12 protein-coding genes are annotated in these 17593 nt (G+C 55.5%); 4 read left to right on the top strand and 8 right to left on the bottom strand.

The features are described 5' to 3' along the window. The first annotated feature begins 54 nt into the window (after positions 1-54). Positions 55-3603, top strand: coding sequence for a PAS domain S-box protein (locus tag B9A24_RS14590; protein ID WP_084446760.1), 3549 nt, complete (start codon positions 55-57; stop codon positions 3601-3603). 111 nt (positions 3604-3714) lie between these two features. Continuing rightward, positions 3715-5616 (top strand): ABC-F family ATP-binding cassette domain-containing protein, encoded by a 1902-nt coding sequence (locus B9A24_RS14585; RefSeq protein WP_084446759.1) that lies wholly within the window; start codon positions 3715-3717, stop codon positions 5614-5616. Between the two features lie 104 nt (positions 5617-5720). On the opposite strand, the gene B9A24_RS14580 is transcribed toward B9A24_RS14585, so the two are convergent. The 3 genes from B9A24_RS14580 to B9A24_RS14570 form a co-directional block, all read right to left on the bottom strand. Next, complete coding sequence (locus B9A24_RS14580; protein WP_143434952.1) at positions 5721-6485, bottom strand: hypothetical protein; 765 nt, start codon at positions 6483-6485, stop codon at positions 5721-5723. 75 nt (positions 6486-6560) lie between these two features. Continuing rightward, the gene (locus tag B9A24_RS14575; RefSeq protein WP_084446757.1) at positions 6561-6917 is read right to left on the bottom strand and encodes a DUF952 domain-containing protein; all 357 of its coding nucleotides are present in this window, start codon (positions 6915-6917) and stop codon (positions 6561-6563) included. Positions 6918-7040: 123 nt separating this feature from the next. Then, a complete protein-coding gene (locus tag B9A24_RS14570; protein ID WP_084446756.1) occupies positions 7041-7439 on the bottom strand; it encodes a hypothetical protein in 399 nt (132 codons plus the stop codon). Between the two features lie 182 nt (positions 7440-7621). Here B9A24_RS14570 and hppD point away from each other — a divergent pair, with 182 nt between their 5' ends. Continuing rightward, the gene (hppD, locus tag B9A24_RS14565) at positions 7622-8755 is read left to right on the top strand and encodes a 4-hydroxyphenylpyruvate dioxygenase (protein WP_084446755.1); all 1134 of its coding nucleotides are present in this window, start codon (positions 7622-7624) and stop codon (positions 8753-8755) included. A 192-nt stretch (positions 8756-8947) separates the two neighbouring features. After that, positions 8948-10684, top strand: coding sequence for a phospho-sugar mutase (locus B9A24_RS14560; protein WP_084446754.1), 1737 nt, complete (start codon positions 8948-8950; stop codon positions 10682-10684). 543 nt (positions 10685-11227) lie between these two features. Here B9A24_RS14560 and B9A24_RS14555 read toward each other — a convergent pair. From B9A24_RS14555 to B9A24_RS14535, 5 genes are all read right to left on the bottom strand, one after another. Next, a complete protein-coding gene (locus B9A24_RS14555; protein WP_084446753.1) occupies positions 11228-12919 on the bottom strand; it encodes an ABC1 kinase family protein in 1692 nt (563 codons plus the stop codon). 190 nt (positions 12920-13109) lie between these two features. After that, positions 13110-13640, bottom strand: coding sequence for a phasin family protein (locus B9A24_RS14550; protein ID WP_143434951.1), 531 nt, complete (start codon positions 13638-13640; stop codon positions 13110-13112). A 236-nt stretch (positions 13641-13876) separates the two neighbouring features. Continuing rightward, entirely contained in the window at positions 13877-14869 is a 993-nt protein-coding gene (locus B9A24_RS14545) for an alpha/beta hydrolase (RefSeq protein ID WP_084446751.1), read from the bottom strand. A gap of 116 nt (positions 14870-14985) precedes the next feature. Next, the gene (locus tag B9A24_RS14540; RefSeq protein WP_234997306.1) at positions 14986-16146 is read right to left on the bottom strand and encodes a lysophospholipid acyltransferase family protein; all 1161 of its coding nucleotides are present in this window, start codon (positions 16144-16146) and stop codon (positions 14986-14988) included. A gap of 91 nt (positions 16147-16237) precedes the next feature. After that, positions 16238-17533: an aspartyl protease family protein gene (locus B9A24_RS14535; RefSeq protein ID WP_084446750.1), complete on the bottom strand. Its 1296-nt coding sequence runs from the start codon at positions 17531-17533 to the stop codon at positions 16238-16240. Between the last annotated feature and the right edge of the window lie 60 nt (positions 17534-17593).

Raw genomic sequence — 17593 nt, 5'->3', positions numbered from 1 at the left:
CTAAACAAGTCGGTTTTTTATCCTTAAAAAGAAGGCCAACGTGCTGTCAATACTATGGAGCAAAGTGGTGTACACACGTCCTCGATACCAGCGCGGGTAACACCCAACCAACCACTCGAGGATACGACACTACCGGATGGGACACCGGACCAGCTGCAACAGGCGCTGCTACTGATTCAACAAGCCTTCGCGGCTGTGGCCATCATCGACGACCAAGGCCATCTGGAGTGGACGAACGAGGGTTTCGCTAAGCTTTTTGGTGGTACGAGTAGTACATTGTCAGGGCAGGTATTGTGGCAGATTTTGCCCCCCGCGTTCACTGATACAACCCCGCATTTGCCCCCCACGGCCAGCCTGAGTGCTCAGACCGCCTTCCAATACCAGGGCCGGACAACTGCCTCCGGCGGCCCCGCCCGTTGGATACGAGCCAGGGTGCAGCCCGGCACGCTGCCCGCTTCGCACGAGCCAACCCGGTTCTTTGTATTGTTGGAAGATATTACCGCTTGGAAAGCTGAGCAGGTAGCCTCGCAGGCTCACCAAACGCAGCAGCGCCACTTATTAGAACAGGTTCCGGGTGTGCTGTTTCAGTGGCGCCATACTTACGATGGCACTTCGCAGCTCACTTACCTGAGTGACAATGCTCCGAAAATATTGGGGTGTAAGCCCGCTCATTTAGCCCACCTTGAAGGACTTGTCCACCCCGATGACCGGGCAGCGTGGGTTAAGTTCTGGAGACATCCTCATAGAGTCGGGGCGGCATCGTTTGAGGGCCGCCTGCTGGTGCTAGGTTATCCGTTGCGTTGGTTTCAGGCCGACTGCCAGCCTTCGGCCACCGATGCCGAAGGGGTCCTCTACAGCGGTATTCTGCAGGATATTACTTCCCTGAAAGAAGCAGAACAAGCCGTGCAGAGCAGCGAACAGCGCTGGCACTTGGCTATCGAGCGGTTTGGCGACGGAGCGTGGGAGTTCAACTACCAAACCGGCGACGAGTACTTCTCCAACGCGTACCGGACCATGCTCGGCTACCCGAACGAGGACTTTCCGGCGGGCTTCCATGGCTGGCAAAACCATGTTCACCCCGATGACCATATCGCCAGCATGCAGGCCTCCGACGCCTACCTACGTGGGGAGGTACCTATTTATTCCGTGGAGCGACGGCTGCTGTGCAAAAATGGTGAGTATAAGTGGGTGCTGACCCGCGGCCTCGTGACCAAGCGCGACGCAAACGGTGACCCGCTCATTATGACCGGCGTACACACGGATATTTCGGCCATTAAGCAAGCTAACCTCGCTATCGAGGCCTCCACCCGACGCTTGTCGACTACTATTGCCAACTTTCAGGAGGGCATCTTATTAGAGGATGAAAACCGCCACGTAGTATTGGTAAACGAGGCGTTCTGCCGAATGCTGAACACTCAGGTGTTACCCGAACAACTGGTCGGCGTAGAAACGGCGGCTCTCCTGGCCGCGGGTGACTTTCCGGTGGAACTCGGTTGGCTGGAGGGCGCTGATGGCCGCGTCCTGGAGCAGCAGGCGGTTATCGGTGAGCTGCTTCCGCGCAAAAACGGCAAAGTGTTTCAGCGCGACTTTATTCCCATATTTAGCCACAATGCCTCACTGGGCTATCTGTGGAAGTTTCAGGACGTTACGGAGCAGAAGAACGCGGAGGAGATTCTGAAGCGGCGCGAAGAGAAGTACCGGCGCATTATCGAGCGAATGAATCTGGGCCTAATCGAAACAGATTTGACGGATCAGGTAGTGTACATCAACCAGGCCTTCTGCGATATGCTTGGGTTTTCCGGTACCGAAATCATGGAGCAGGAGCTCTTGCATTCGCTGCTGGCACAGAACGATTTTACTGCTACGCCCGATGACACGGACGCTTATGAGCGCATGGTCGTGAGCAAAGATGGTGGCCAGAAGTGGCTATTGGTAAGCCGGGCACCAGTGTACGACGATGACCGCCAATCTATTGGCTCTATTCATATCACGCTGGATATTACCCATCAGAAAAACCTGGAGCATAAGCTGCGTAAGGCAAAGGAGCACGCCGAGGACTCGTCGAAAGCCAAGGAGCTGTTTTTGGCCAACATGAGCCACGAGATTCGGACGCCTATGAATGCCATTCTGGGTATGGCGCAGCTGCTGGCCAAAACTCCGCTCACCCCGGACCAGGACGAATACCTGCGTGCTGTTACTATCTCGGGCGAAAACCTGTTGGTTATCATCAACGATATTCTGGACCTCTCCAAAATTGAGGCGGGTCAGCTACAAGTCGAGAAGATTGGCTTTGGTGCGAGTCAGCTCATGGCCCAGATCGAGCAAACGCTGCATTACAAAGCGGAAGAGAAAGGATTATACTTTGTAACGAAAGTGTCGCCGGAGTTGCCGACGGTGTTGCTCGGCGACCCCTACCGCATCACCCAGGTGCTGCTGAACCTCGCTGGTAATGCCATTAAATTTACGGAGAAAGGCAGCGTTACCATTTCGTGTGAACTGCTTCAGCAAGTGGATGACGCCGTGGAAATCAGGTTTTTGGTGACCGACACCGGTATTGGCATCGATCCTACCTATCTGAACCACATCTTTAAGGAATTTAGCCAGGAAGACTCCTCGGTGACCCGCAAATTTGGCGGCACCGGTCTCGGGCTCAGCATCAGCAAAAGCCTGGTGAATCTGATGGGCGGCGAGTTGCTGATTGAAAGCGAAAAGCACCGGGGCACGGTCAGCTCCTTTTCTCTCCTGTTGCAGATAGGCAGCGAAAGCGACCTACCGCGCAAGGAAGCAGCTGACCAAGGCCTGCGCGAAAGACTGCGCGGCAAGGAAGTGCTACTCGTGGAAGACAATAAGTTTAACCGTCAGATTGCGAAGGCCTTACTCAACAATGCTCATATCCATGTGACGGAGATGGAGAACGGCGCACTGGCCGTGGAGCTATTGCAGACCCGGCGCTTCGACTTGATTTTGATGGATATGCAAATGCCCGTTATGAATGGGCTGGAAGCGACTGCCTTGCTGCGCGAACAAATGGACGTAAAAACTCCGATAATCGCGCTGACGGCCAATGCCATTAAGGGTGAGCGGGAGAAATGTCTGGCGGCGGGTATGAATGACTATCTGGCCAAGCCATTTCAGGAAGATGAGCTGCTCAAGCTTATTGGCGACTGGGTGCTGGAACCCGCTGCTGGTGGCCCGCGTACGTCGCCGATTGCTCCTGGCTCGCTGGTCCGCTCCGGCTCCCCCGCGCCCCTCTACAAGCTTGACCTACTCCACCAGGTAGGCCAAGGCGACGACGATTTTGTAGCCCTTATGCTTGACAGCTTTATTGAGAGCTGTGAAGAAGCGGTACACGACCTTACCCAGGCGTTGCAAACCCATGATAGCAAGCTTCTGAAGGCCGCCACCCATAAGCTCAAGCCCAGCCTCGATCATCTGCATGTGAACCAAGCCTTACCCCTAGTGGAGCAGCTAGATTCGTGGGAAGGTGATGTTGACCCGCAGGCGCTACAACCCCGCGTTGAAACCGTGAATAGTCTACTACGGGAGGTAATTGAGCAGATGCGCCTAGACATAAGAGCATTAGCCGCCAAAAAAGCCCCCTGACCGCTTTATCGGCAGCGTAAAGCTTAGCGTTAGTGCCCGGCTTGCCAGATTACCGCTCTCGGAATCAATTCTTCTGCTTCCTAGCTGCGACGCCTTGCCTACCTTTGCGGCATGAATCTGTTATCAGCTGAGAATATCTCTAAAAATTACGCCGACCGCTGGCTGTTCCGCGACCTTTCCTTTGGCCTGAGCCAGGGTCAGCGGGTGGCATTGGTGGGCATCAATGGGTCGGGCAAAACGACTCTGCTTCGCATTCTGGCCGGTTTGGAACCCGGCGACACGGGCTCGGTGAGCGTGCGCAAGGATATCCGGGTGGCCTTCCTGGGTCAGCAGCCCATTTTTGATGAGGCCCTGACCGTGGAAGAAACCATCTTTGCCAGTCAGAACGATACCCTGGCCGCCATCCGCGACTACGAGCACGTCGTGAATGACCCCACGCACAAATCCGATGATTTGCAGCGCGTGATGGAGCGCATGGACGCGCTGAATGCCTGGGACTATGAGTCGCAGGTGAAGCAGATTCTGGGCCGTCTGGGTATTCTGGGCGATTTGCTGGAGCGGCCCGTGAGTAAATTGTCGGGTGGGCAGCGCAAGCGCGTGGCGCTGGCGCGGGTGCTCATTGAAGAGCCCGAAGTGCTGATTCTCGACGAGCCCACCAACCACCTGGACCTCGACACGATTGAGTGGCTTGAAAACCGGCTGGCCTTGCCCACGCTCACCCTGCTCATGGTAACCCACGACCGCTATTTTCTGGATAAAGTGGCCAACGAAATCGTGGAGCTGGACCAGGGCCGCGTACACCGCTACCAGGGCAACTACTCCTACTTCGTGGAGAAGAAAGCCGACCGCGAGCAGATTGAAGTGGCCGAGGTGGAAAAGGCCCGCAACCTGTTGCGCAAGGAGCTGGACTGGATGCGCCGCCAGCCCCGCGCCCGCGGCACCAAGCAGAAAGCCCGCGTCGATGCCTTCTACGAAACCCAGGAAAAAGCCAAAACCCGAATCGACGGCCCGCAGCTGGAGCTGTCGGTGAAAACCACGCGGCAGGGGGGCAAAATCATTGAGGTAGACCACCTGCACAAGCAGTTTGGTGGCAAGGTGGTGCTGGATGATTTCAGCTACGTGTTCAAGAAAAAGGACCGGATTGGCCTGATCGGGCCCAACGGCGCCGGCAAGTCTACGCTGCTAAACATGCTCACTGGCAGCCTCGCGCCCGACAGCGGCACCATCGACAAGGGCCAGAATACCGTTTTCGGTTACTACACCCAGACGGAACTGGAATTTGACCCCACCCAGCGCGTCATCGATATCGTGAAGGAAGTGGCCGAAGTGGTGGAAATGGCGAATGGCGAAGTCGTGTCGGCCTCGCAGTTTTTGCAGCATTTCCAGTTTCCGCCAGCCCAGCAGTACACCCTGGTCAATAAGCTCTCGGGGGGCGAAAAGCGGCGCTTGCAGCTGCTGCGCGTGCTGATTAAGAACCCGAACTTTTTGATTCTGGATGAGCCCACGAATGATCTAGACATCATTACGCTCAATATTCTGGAGGATTTTCTACTGAATTTTGGCGGCTGCCTGCTCATCGTTTCCCACGACCGCTACTTTATGGATGCGCTGGTGGAGCACGTATTCGTGCTGGAGCCTGGGGGGCAAATTCGCCACTTCCCCGGCAACTACACCGACTACCGCGAGTGGCAGAAGGAAAACAACACCGAGGAATACGCGCGCGAGCAGGCCAGAACCGCCAAAGCCGCCGCCGGCGTGGCACCAGCCGCTGCTGTTTCAGCCCCGACGGCCGCGCCCAAGCGCCGGGCTACGTACGCCGAGAAAAAGGAGTACGAAACCCTGGAAAAGGAAATTGAACAGCTCGAAGTTCTGAAACAGCAGCTCATTGAAAAGCTCAACGCCGGCACCGGCTCGCACAAGGAGCTGGCCGACTGGGCCGCCGAGCTCAAGCGCACCGATGCTGCCTTGGACAGCAAAGGTGAACGGTGGCTGGATCTGGCTGAGTTTGTGTAAAATTTGTTCAGCTTAAAGCTCCACTAACCAATTCTGATTTCAACGAAAAAATAATTAAAAAGCCCCGCTATCAACGTAACGGGGCTTTTTTAGTAGGCAGCAATCTATTGCTTAACGCGGGCTTGCTCGAAATTAAACGTCAGCGGATGCTCATTCACGCGCACTACCAAACGCAACAGATCGGCCATATCGGTGCGCGAAAAGTACACGTAGCCGCGGGCGCTCTGCCCAGGTTCGAGCGTGTTTTTACGCAGGGCGTACTGCTCTAGCTCCTGTTTTTCACTTAGCAGCAAGTCGGCGTTAGCGGCGTGCTGCAAACGCTGATTATCATAATAGCTGGCATCGTTGCGGTGCCGTTGCTCCCGTTCCTTAATTTGCTCGTCCGTTTCCTTATTTTTAATACTAGCGACGCTTTCTACGATGTTGCTTAGGCCAGATAATACCTCGCCAGTACTCACCTCGGTAGCTTGCTCCGCCTCGTACCCGATACTGGTAGTGAGCTGTTGTAAGCGTGGCTCGGGGTCCATCGCGGCTACCCGTCCCGGCAGCTCTACCGGAGCTGTGGATGCTACGGGAAGGGTAGCCACGGGCAGGTAATAAAATGACGCCGGTGCTACTAGAATGGGCCGGCCGGAGTGGTTGCGAAGGCTTACTTCGAATATCACCCCGTTGGCTCCGTAGCGTACAAACCCAACGTGCACCTCCACGCTGTCGTGCGCATCCTGACTAATTTCGTGACCATCTACCCAGCGTCCGCTGCTCTGCGCGGGCTTCATGGTCAGGTAATAGGAGGGACCGCAGGCCGTAAGTAAAAACGCAAGTACCACGGCTGGCCAAGCTCTACGAATGGCAGAAACGCGCGTTTTCATAAAGTATTCTATATATTATATATCAATACTACACAAAATATCGCAACCTGAATATTGAGCTAATCACTTTATTTATTAAGTCAATCCCTCCAGCGCCCGCGGTAACTCGTGCTGGTCTTCAAAACCCGTTTGGAACGGCAAAGCGCGAACTACCGCCGCCAGTGGAATAGGCGCGAAAATGTGAGGAAAATAGTCATTGCGGGCCTCCGCGTATTCGCGCCGCATGGGCACGGCAGCTACCCACAGCTCCGATTCGTCTATTTCCAGCAGGACAATATCAGCGCGGCCGGCGTAGTAGCGGTTGGCCGTGGCCTCCACCTGATACAGCTCGGAGGCGTGAATAAAGCCTTCAGCCGACAAGTCGGCGCTGGCGAAAAAGCCGGTTTGCTGGGCGGCTTGCCAGTCGGTAAGTTCGGCAATGCGATATATCATGACAAAGAATATTTGCCCCCCAGCCCAACGTAAAGGACCTCTCTCGCAACAATAGCTACCATCGCAGGAGAGGTCCTTCGTGTGCACCAGAGAGCAAACGCTTTTACTAAAATAGCGACGAGCTTACGCCTGCCACACTTCTTTGCGTACCTTCTTTCCTACCGACAAAATAAGGCGCGTGGGGTTGGGCACGAGCACGAGGCGGGCTTCTTTACCGGGAAACTCATCTGAGTCGACCCAGACGCCTTCCTTGTGAGAGGGCTCGTAGCCGGTGTCGCCGCCTACGTCGTTGGGAAGGTAGGCGGTGGGCAGCAGCACATCGGTGTCGGGGCAGAGCTGCTGGTGTACTTTATCCAGCACCTCCTCCAGGTAAGCGCCGTACTCCTCATTGAAGTCGTCCTCCAGGTCGTGCAGCTCTTCCTCAATGTCGTCGTAGCTGTCGTGGTTATAAGGCAGCTTGTGCAGCTCCTGCTTCTTCTCGATCAGAGCGACCAGGGCCTTGTTTAATTCCTCTTTATTCATAGCTACTCGGGCATAAGTGTGGTGCAAAGGTGCGTAGGATTCGGGAATTCTCTGTCGGGTCCGGCGCCGGACAATTTTGCCCCCCAGCCCACCGGACGAGCTTGCTTGGCCAAGCGATTTGGGCTAAAATCTTATTTTTACCAAACGAACCTCTTTCTCACCCGATTTCCACCCCATCCGCTATGCAGACGATGACCTCGCCGGCCGTGCAGGCCCACCCCGCCCACGACTTCCTTCCCCTGAACGGTACCGACTACGTCGAGTTCTACGTCGGCAATGCTAAGCAATCGGCTTATTATTATCAAGCGGCATTTGGCTATGAGCTAGTGGCTTACGCCGGCCCCGAAACCGGCCTGCGCGACCGCGCCAGCTACGTGTTGCAGCAGGGCAAAATCCGCTTGGTGCTCACTACTTCCCTGCTGCCCGACTCCGACATCTCGGAGCACGTACGCCGGCACGGCGACGGCGTGAAAGTAATGGCGCTGTGGGTGGACGATGCCCGCTACTCCTTCGCCGAAACCACCCGGCGCGGTGCCCGGCCCGCTTTCGAGCCCTACACCATCCGCGACGAGCAGGGCGAAGTGACCCTCTCCGGCATCTATACCTACGGCGAAACCATCCATACTTTCGTGGAGCGCCGCCACTACCGGGGGGCTTTTATGCCGGGCTTCGTGGCCAAAAAAAGCCTGGTGCCCCAGGCCGCGCCCGTGGGCCTGCTGCACGTGGATCATTGCGTGGGCAACGTGGGCTGGGGCGAGATGAACCAGTGGGTAAAATTCTACGAGGACGTGATGGGCTTTAAGCTCCTGCTCACCTTCGACGACGAAGACATTTCCACTGAGTACTCGGCCCTGATGAGCAAGGTGGTAAGCAACGGCAACGGCTATGTCAAATTCCCCATCAACGAGCCGGCCGAGGGCAAGAAAAAGTCGCAGATTGAAGAGTACCTCGACTTTTATCATTCGCCCGGCGTGCAGCACATCGCCATTGCCACCAAGGATATTCGTCACACCGTCGCGGAGTTGCGCCGCCGCGGCGTAGAGTTCCTGAGTGTGCCAGCGGTGTACTACGACGACCTGCTGGAGCGCATCGGCAGCATCGACGAGGACTTGCAGACGCTTAAAGACCTGAACATCTTAGTTGACCGCGACGAAGAAGGCTACCTACTGCAAATCTTCACCAAGCCCGTAGAAGACCGCCCCACGGTATTTTACGAAATCATCCAGCGCAAAGGCGCCAAGAGCTTCGGCAAGGGCAACTTCAAGGCGCTATTTGAATCCATTGAGCGCGAGCAGGCGTTGCGCGGAAATCTGTAATAGAACGCTCAAAATAGAACGTCATGCCGAGGCGAAGCCGAAGCATCTCGCGTGTTTAGCTGGAGTACTACTCTCACGACAGCACGCGAGATGCTTCGCCTCGGCATGACGTTCTTTTGCTAGGCTGCTTCCAGTAAACCTCTTTTCTTTACACTCGTTCATCAGCCCAACTGCAACTTACTTTTCTCTCTAATGGCCTTACCTTCCGACGTTCAGCAGAAAATAAATACGTGGCTTACCGGCGACTACGACGCCCAAACCCAAGCCGACATCCAACAGTTGCTCGACAGCAACCAGGAAGACGCCCTGAACGACGCTTTCTATCGGGATTTGGAATTCGGAACGGGCGGCCTGCGTGGGGTAATGGGTACGGGCTCCAACCGCATGAACCGCTACACGCTGGGCATGGCTACCCAAGGCTTGTGCAACTACCTGCTGGAGTCGTTTCCGGCGCAGGAGATAAAGGTGGCCGTGGCCCACGACTCGCGTAACAACAGCCCAGAGTTTGCGCGCATTGCGGGGGGCATTTTTTCCGCTAATGGCATCACCGTTTACCTGTTCGAAGCCCTGCGCCCCACCCCGGAATTGTCGTACACCATCCGCCACCTAGGTTGCCAAAGCGGCGTAGTAATTACCGCCTCGCACAACCCCAAGGAGTACAATGGCTACAAAGTGTACTGGAACGACGGCGCCCAGGTCGTGGCCCCGCACGATAAGAATATCATCCGTGAGGTTAACGAGATTCAGAGCGTGAACGCGGTGAAGTTTCAGGCCGACGAGTCGCGCATCCACTTGATTGGGGGGCAACTGGACGATGCGTACTTGAGCGAAGTCCAAAAGCTCAGCATCAATCCCGAGGCCATCAAGCGCCAGCACGATTTGAAGATTGTGTTCACGCCCATCCATGGCACGGGTATTACGCTGGTTCCAAAGGCATTAGAGCGCTTTGGCTTCACCAATGTCAGCGTGGTAGAAGCCCAGGCCACGCCCGACGGCAACTTCCCCACCGTCGTTTCGCCTAATCCTGAGGAGAAAGCCGCCATGCAAATGGCCCTCGACCAAGCCCGCCAGCTCGACGCCGACCTGGTCATTGCCACCGACCCCGACGCCGACCGCGTGGGAATTGCCGTGAAAAACACGCAAGGCGAATGGGTGCTGGTAAACGGCAACCAAACGGCCGCGCTGCTCACTTTCTACCTGCTGTCGGCGCGCAAGAATGCCGGCAAGATGACCGAGCAGGATTTCATCGTTTACACCATCGTAACCAGCGAAGTACTAGGTGATATTGCCAAAGCCCACGGCGTCAAGTCCTATCAAACGCTGACGGGCTTCAAATACATCGCTGGCCTTATCCGCGACCTGGAAGGCAAAGAAACATACATCGGCGGCGGCGAGGAAAGCTATGGCTTCATGATCGGCGACTTCGTGCGCGATAAGGACGCCGTATCGGCCTGCGCCATGATAGCCGAAATGGCCGCCGTAGCTAAAGACAACGGCCGCACCCTCTACGAGGAAATGGTGCAGATGTACGCCACCTACGGCCTCTACCGCGAAGACCTGATTTCGCTCACCAAAAAAGGCCAGCGCGGCGCCGAAGAAATTCAGGAAATGATGCGCGACCTGCGCGCCCAGCCACCTCACACCATCGCTGGCTCACCGGTGGTAGAGCTGCGCGATTATCAAACGGGTATCGTGCGCAATCTGCAAAATGGACAGGAAACGCGCACCGGCCTAGAATCCTCCAACGTGCTTCAGTTCCTGACCGAAGACGGCAGCAAAATCTCCGCTCGTCCCTCCGGTACGGAGCCTAAAATCAAGTTCTACTTCAGCGTCAAACAGCCGCTTGATTCAGTAAATGAATTTGAACAGGGCTACGAGGCACTGGGGGGCAAAATTGCTCGCATCATTGAGGATATGCAGTTGAAATAAAGAATCAACACTTAATAAAAATCAAGCCCGACAAGATATCTTGTCGGGCTTGATTTTTACTTGATAATCAACTCCATGTCTCCAGAGAAATATGAGCGTGTACTTTTGAGACCGCTTTTAATGGATGAATATCATAAGGATATTGCTGCTTGCTTAGCGAGTACTATTCCAATTCTGTTCTCATCTGCGGCCTTTTTTCCATTTTCTGACTTAACTCCTTTCGCTATTATATCAACTATTACTTACAGCTTCATTATTGCAGCAATACTTACTCAATGCGAGTGTATCACCATTGATATAGCCTCGAAGCATTACCGGATTTCTACTAGAATATTAGGATGTCATTTTGGCCGGTGGAAATCACTGCCTAGCGTAACTCAATCATGAACGTGGCTACCGTGTGTTGTTATCGGTGGCAAATTCAAACGCAGGAATTGTTGCGGCTTGGTGCTCAGAAGAAACAGCATTAATACGAGCCCAAGAATTAGGCGCACTATTTAATGTGCATGTAGTTCACTCCTCTTACGAGCAAATTCTACAATCCTAATCTCGTTCCCGCTGCTCCTTTTTTAGCCCCATAATTACTAGTACCAACAACAGAAAACCCGTCACGCCCAGACTAAACCACGTCAGCATGGGAATGCCGCGGTGATAGGCCATTTCAGACGAATACCTACCCATTAAACTAAGGCCTGAGAACAGCAAAAACGCCACGGCCAACAGAGCAATGATGGTGCGGCTAACTAGCTGATCGGCTTTGCGCAGCAGCGGCTGATAACCGCCTAACTCCACTTTTACGCGCAGGTCCCCACGGGAAATTTTGCGCATGATTTGCCGCACATCCGTGGGCAACGTGCTTAGCAAGGACAGGAGTTGGACGCCCGTGTATTGGGCCTCGCTCATCAGGTTTTCGGGCGAATACTGCTCGGCGATAATGCGGGCGCCGTAGGGCCGCACAAACTCAAAAGTATTGAATGATGGGTGCAGTACCTTACCGATACCTTCCAGAATCACTAGCGCCCGCAGAATCAGGAAAACGGCTCCCGGCACTTGCAGCTTGTAGTCGTAGATGATGACTTGCAGACGATCAGCCAAATCCGACATGCTCATTTCCTTCACATCAAGCACCGTAAAATCCTCAATCAAGTCGTTGAGGTCGGCCTCGAAGCGGCGCATATCCGGAATATCAGCGTGAAGCGCTAAGCGACGAAAATTAAGCGCCATGCTGCGCGCATCCTGCCGTGCCATGCCGATAAACACGCCGGCAAAAGCATATTTCTGCTGCTTGGTGAGCTTGCCCACCATACCAAAATCGATGAGCACGATGGTGCCGTCGGGCCGCACCAGCACGTTGCCGGGGTGCGGATCGGCGTGAAAAACGCCAAACTCAAAAATCTGAGTTAAGTAAATATCCATGCCCGTCTCGGCCACCTTGGCTGGGTCGAGACCCCACTCCAGCAGCTGCGGCTTATTGGATATTTTGCAGCCGCTCACAAACTCGATTATCAGAATCTTGCTGGTCGAGAACTCGCGGTACGGCTTGGGCACATAGAACGTCTCGTAGTCGGCGTAAAGCTTGCGAAACTGATCCATACTCCGGGCTTCCGAGGTGTAGTCCAGCTCTTTGGTCATGCTCCGCTCGAAGGCATCCACGATGTCCTGGGGGTTGCTCAACCCTTGTTTGCGTAGAAAGCCGGCCGTCAGGCGCACCAGTTCGCGGAGCAGGCTCAGGTCGGTGCGCACTTTCTCCTGTACGCCGGGTCGCTGCACTTTCACCACCACTTCCTCGCCCGTGAGGAGGCGCGCCTTATGCACCTGCCCAATGCTGGCCGAGCCCAGCGTCACGTCGTCAAATTCGCTGAAAACCTCTGAGATGGGCCGCCCCAGCTCCTCCTCTATCAGGCGACGGGCCATGACCACCGGGAAGGGCGGCACGTCGCTTTGCAGCTTCTCAAACTCGTCGATCAGCGCCTCAGGGAGCAAATCGGGGCGGTTGCTCAGCGCCTGGGCCAATTTGATAAACGTGGGGCCTAACTCTTCAATAATCAAGCGAATCCGTTCCCAGCGGTTGGTGTCGAACACCGTTTTCTCAGCGTGCTGCCACGATACTCGGCGTCCCTGCGGCACTAAGCGGCGCAGAGCCGTGCTGGTTACTACATCCTCAAATCCGTAGCGCACCAGCACCTCCATTACCTGCCGAATGCGGCCCAGATTAGAAATCGTGTTTTTGAACATGCGCGAAAAAAGAAGCCCGTGAAAAGGTAGCTAGGCCAGCCTCGACAAGAAAGGTAAGCAAAATGCCCCCCAGCTAAGTAAGAAACCAAAATAGCACCGTTGGTAGTGCGAGGCGTATCGTTTGCGTACGAAAAAGCCAGCGCCCGCAGAAGCGGCGCTGGCTTTTTACGCGGATGCGCTATTGGCAGAATTATGAAGCGCTGGAAGCGCCGTTGCTGCCACTATCAGCGGGCTTTGGTGCTTCTTTTTTGGCCGCTGGCTTAGCGGCTGGTTTAGAAGCTGGCTTGGCGGCACCTGCTTTAGCAGCAGCCGATTTCTGAGCGGTGCCAGCGGCGCTGCTCACTTTATCGGCGGCCTTCTTGGTAGCGCCAGCGGCTTTGGCCGTGGTGCTAGAGGCTGGCTTCGCGCTGCTTTTGCTGCCAGCAGCCGAGCTGGTTGACGATTTGGTGCCGCGTACGCTGCGCTTGAGCTCTTCTACGTCGGCGTTGGTGGCCAAGCCTGCCCCTTTCATGAGCCGATTAGCGATGCCGGTGATTTGCTCCTCTAGCTCCTTGCGCTTGGTGTCGGTGTTCTTCTTGAGATCATTCATGATTTTATGCCCCTCCTTCTCCGACAACTTGCTTTCCTTCACCAGTTTATCGATGGTGGACTGAACCCGGTCGTTGGTAAGCGATACAAAGCCAACGCCGGCGTTGATGAATTTTTTAAACAGATCTTCCATGTTGCTGAATTGGTTAAGAGGAGGTGAAATGAAACGAAAAACGGTGTTGCGGTTTCGCCCGCCGGAAAAAATAGTATGCAAGCCGACTACTTTTGACAAACCTACGAAAACATAGCTATATACTTGGTGCTGAGGCAGAAATTTTTCAAGCTCTCGGTCACAGCCTCACCATATAATCGTGCTTAGTGGATTTTCGTCTGTTTCTAGCGCCCAGGGGGCTTTTCTTCGTTTCTATTTTAGGCAGCTCTTTTGTCGGGCCGGGCCGCACTTCCAATCCCTGTTGAATTGGCGGGCCTGATAGTGGACAATGGCAACATAACCGGCTGAGCTGCCCAGATACTATTCACGAACGTGGCTACGCTATCCAAAGCTTCGCGGGCTTCGGGCAATAATCGCCAGAATAGGTGCCACCAATGCACTAACCCTTTGAATGACTGCAAGGTAACTGATACACCGGCTGTCCGGGCTTTGTCAGTGAAGCACAAGACGCTTTCGCACAGCACTTCAGCATCCGATATTTGTAGCAGCAACGGCGGCAACCCGTGCACCGCGGCACGGGCCGGTGACACCAATGGGTGAGTAAGTGGAGTTTCGCCGGCATAATGGGGTCCCCAGCCGCGCATTTCGAGCGCTTCCAGCAACTGTGTTTCCTCGCGTGCTACCCGGCGCAGCAGCGCATCGGGCATATCCAGGTCGGTCCAGGGAGAAAGACCAACGGCAGCGGCAGGCAAGGGCTGACCTTCTTCCCGCAAAGCAATGAGCAGGGCCAGTGCCAGACCACCGCCGGCCGAGTCGCCAGCCACAATAATGTTGTGGGGGGCAAATCCTTGCTTCAAAAGCCAGTGGTAAGCCAGCAAAGCATCTTCAAGGGCACCGGGAAAAGGATAGTCGGGCGCTTTGCGGTAATTGATGGCTAAGGAGTTGGTGTTGCAGCGCTTCGCTAAAGTGCCCACCAGGCTGCGGTGCGTATTCAGGGAGCCAAGTACATAGCCTCCACCATGCAAGTACAGCATCACCCGACTCGGATCGGCGTCGGCGGGGCGGGCCCATTCAGCGCTCATCCCGTCAATCGTGGTTTTTTCGAGGTGCACGCCCCACGGCATAAACTGAAACAATGAGCTGATTTCCATGGCCAGCCGCATGGCACCGAGGCCGGGCCGCTTGCGGGCCAGCGGGCCGGCTGCCGCCGTCAGGATTTGTTTGAGCAGTAAATGCTGGGTGGAGGGCATTTCTTGACCTATTGGGTGGGAAGGTAGACGGGGGCGGGTACAGACTGCGGGTAGTAGCACGAAGGCTTTTACCTACAGGAATACGGCAAGAATTTCTCAACTCTTACCACTTAACATCAAGCTTTCTTACCAATCCGATGACCTTTATAGCCCCGAATAGCAATGGGTATCCAGCCTAATACGGGAATAAAGAACGTGAGGGTGAAGGGGTTGCGCCAGATCATGCGCAGCCAGGAGCCGGGCTTGGTCAGTTGCAGATTTACACCCTCGGGACCACCTTTGTCATACTGGCGCTCAAACTCCCGAAAGAGCTCCGGCCAGGCGAAAGGCAGAAAGAAGGGGAAGTAGCTCCAGTTAGCCTTAATGCGCTGCCAAAGCTCGCCCCAACGATAAGGATATTGGCCGTGGTCGCGCACGGCCGCGTCCAGCTCGGTTTGCATTTGCTGGCGCACTTGCTCCGATAGAGCTACATAATCGTCGCGGGTAAGCTCGCTGGCGGGCTTTTCGGTCAGCTCGTAGGGCTTGATGCGCGTGCCCAGCACAAAGGTGAGGTTGGCCGGGTAAGCCAGATAAAAAAACCAGGGCTGGAGCAACACCATGAGGATAATAGGCCCCACGGGGATGAAGGGAATCCCGATTTTCTTGGTCCATTTATTCAGCCAGTCCCAGCTGTAGGCGTAGGGGTTCAGGTATTCGCCATTGACGGTATAATACGGCATAATGTCGGTGTGGTGCTCGATACCCAGGCGAATGATGCTGGTAGCGAGTCGCTGCAGCTGATACTTGCGGTTGAAGCCTTTCCCGATGCCCGGTACGCCCTCCGGGTACAGCATCAGGTTATGGCCGTTGCAATACATCATCGTCTCAAAATTGAGCGTGGTAGCATCGACGCAGCCGCATTTTTTCCAGAAATGCGGAATCAGATACGGGTTCATCAGCACCGATTGCGAGAGCATGGGGGCTGAAAGTGGTCGGGGCAAATCATGGAGGCTGGGCAGTACGCGCAGCAGGTGCGACAGGGCCACCATGGCATCCCAGGGAAAGGCCATGCCCGAGTGATTGCTGGCAAAGAGCAGCGGGCGCTCGGGATTATTGCGCTGCGGATAGGGCTCGAAGCCCACCAGCTTGGAGCGAAACCACACCCGGTCGAGCAGCTGCAAAATGTGCCTGTCCACGGCCCGAACGTACTCCTCGTCGAAATAATCGGAGTAGATGTGCTGATTAGCCAGGATGGCGGGCGACGGTAGCGGCAGCGCGGGCGAAGGGGCCGTGGGCATCAGGCGACAAGCAACATAGGTGGGCTTCTAATGTAGTGCTTTTACGAGCAATCCGCACGCCAAGGTCAACCGCAGCCATTCGTGACAGCCGCTAAATCTGCCGCTTCAGGCGCACGGTAGTCGTAATCAGCTCGCCGTTGGCGCGGCGCACGATGAGCAGCAGCGGGCGGCCATCATCGGAATGCAGAATCCGGCTGATCTGAGTAAGCGAAAGGCCAGCCACGGGCAGGAGGTTAATAGCCAGAATCTCGTCGGTGGGCTGCAGGCCGGCGACATCTGCCGGCGAGCCTTCTTCTACTTTGAGAATGATATAATGGCGATAGTCGGAGCCAGTAGCCAACAGATCCAGGCCACTCATGTCGTGCTCAAAGGGGTCGTGATAGAGGCTGTTTGGGCGCAGCCAAAGCTGGTTGCGCGTATAATCGATGATGATATCAAAACGCTTGAGCAGTTCCAGGCCCACGTTGCCGTTGCGAAACACCTCGGCCCGTTGGCTCACGTCGGCAGCATCGGGGAAAGAGGTAACCAGCGATTTAATTTTGTATTTCCCGAGCTGCAACGAGCTTACTCTACCCAAGTAGCCATTGATAAGTCCATTGAGGCCCCGGCCCAGCTGAGACCGCACCCGACGAGACGGTAGCGTCAGACGTGGGTCGGAGGTGGTTTCGAGCGACAAGGCGTGGCCGGCCCCGGTATCGAGCACGAGCTTGAGCGGCAGCGTCAGCGAATCGTGCACCACGGCCTGGGTGCGCAGGTAGGCTTTGCTGCCCTCCAGATCGATGCCCATACTAGTCCAGCGTCGCCCCCTTGGTGCCCGAAACGTAGTGGGGCTGAACAGGATTATCCGAGACTCGGCGGGATGGATGCGCACCACAAAGCTGTGAAAGATATCATACCCTAGAATTCCGTGAATAGGCATGCCCACGTAGCCCGACAGGTTGAGCACATCGCTGGAAAGAATCAGGAAGGTGAGCGTCGGTGCGACCACCTTTCCGTCGCCCAGGGTCATCTGCACACTATCGGTCTGGAAGGCTTCCAGGGGTTGATCCTGACCGGCGCCAGCTACGCGAAAGCGCCGCCCCAGCCGCAGCCCCAGCTTTGTGCGCAACGTTGGGTCGGTAAGCAGGGAAGTACCCACACCAGTATCGAGCAAAAAGTTGAAAGGCCCCTGCCCATTGAGGTAAGTGCTAATAATGAGCAAATTGCGCTGTATCTCCACGGGCAGCGTAAGACTGCGCGTACGGGCATTTTTAAAAGCGAACGGGGCTGGTTTGGGCTTGGTTGGCTGGCCGTGGGCAGCCAGGCTCAGCAGCAACCCCAAAAAAGCCCCCCAGCCCCGCAGGGCTCTACCTAGAAGTAGTAAAGTAAGAAGCCAAGAGGCAATCATGCAGGGAGGGGCGGTGGGTTGGGTAAGTTACTGAAAAAACCGCCTTAACACCATTTTTCG

This window comes from Hymenobacter roseosalivarius DSM 11622 (genome assembly GCF_900176135.1).
GTDB classification, from domain to species: domain Bacteria; phylum Bacteroidota; class Bacteroidia; order Cytophagales; family Hymenobacteraceae; genus Hymenobacter; species Hymenobacter roseosalivarius.
Note: the sequence above shows the minus strand (reverse complement) of the source record. Positions and strands in the feature narration are given on the sequence as shown.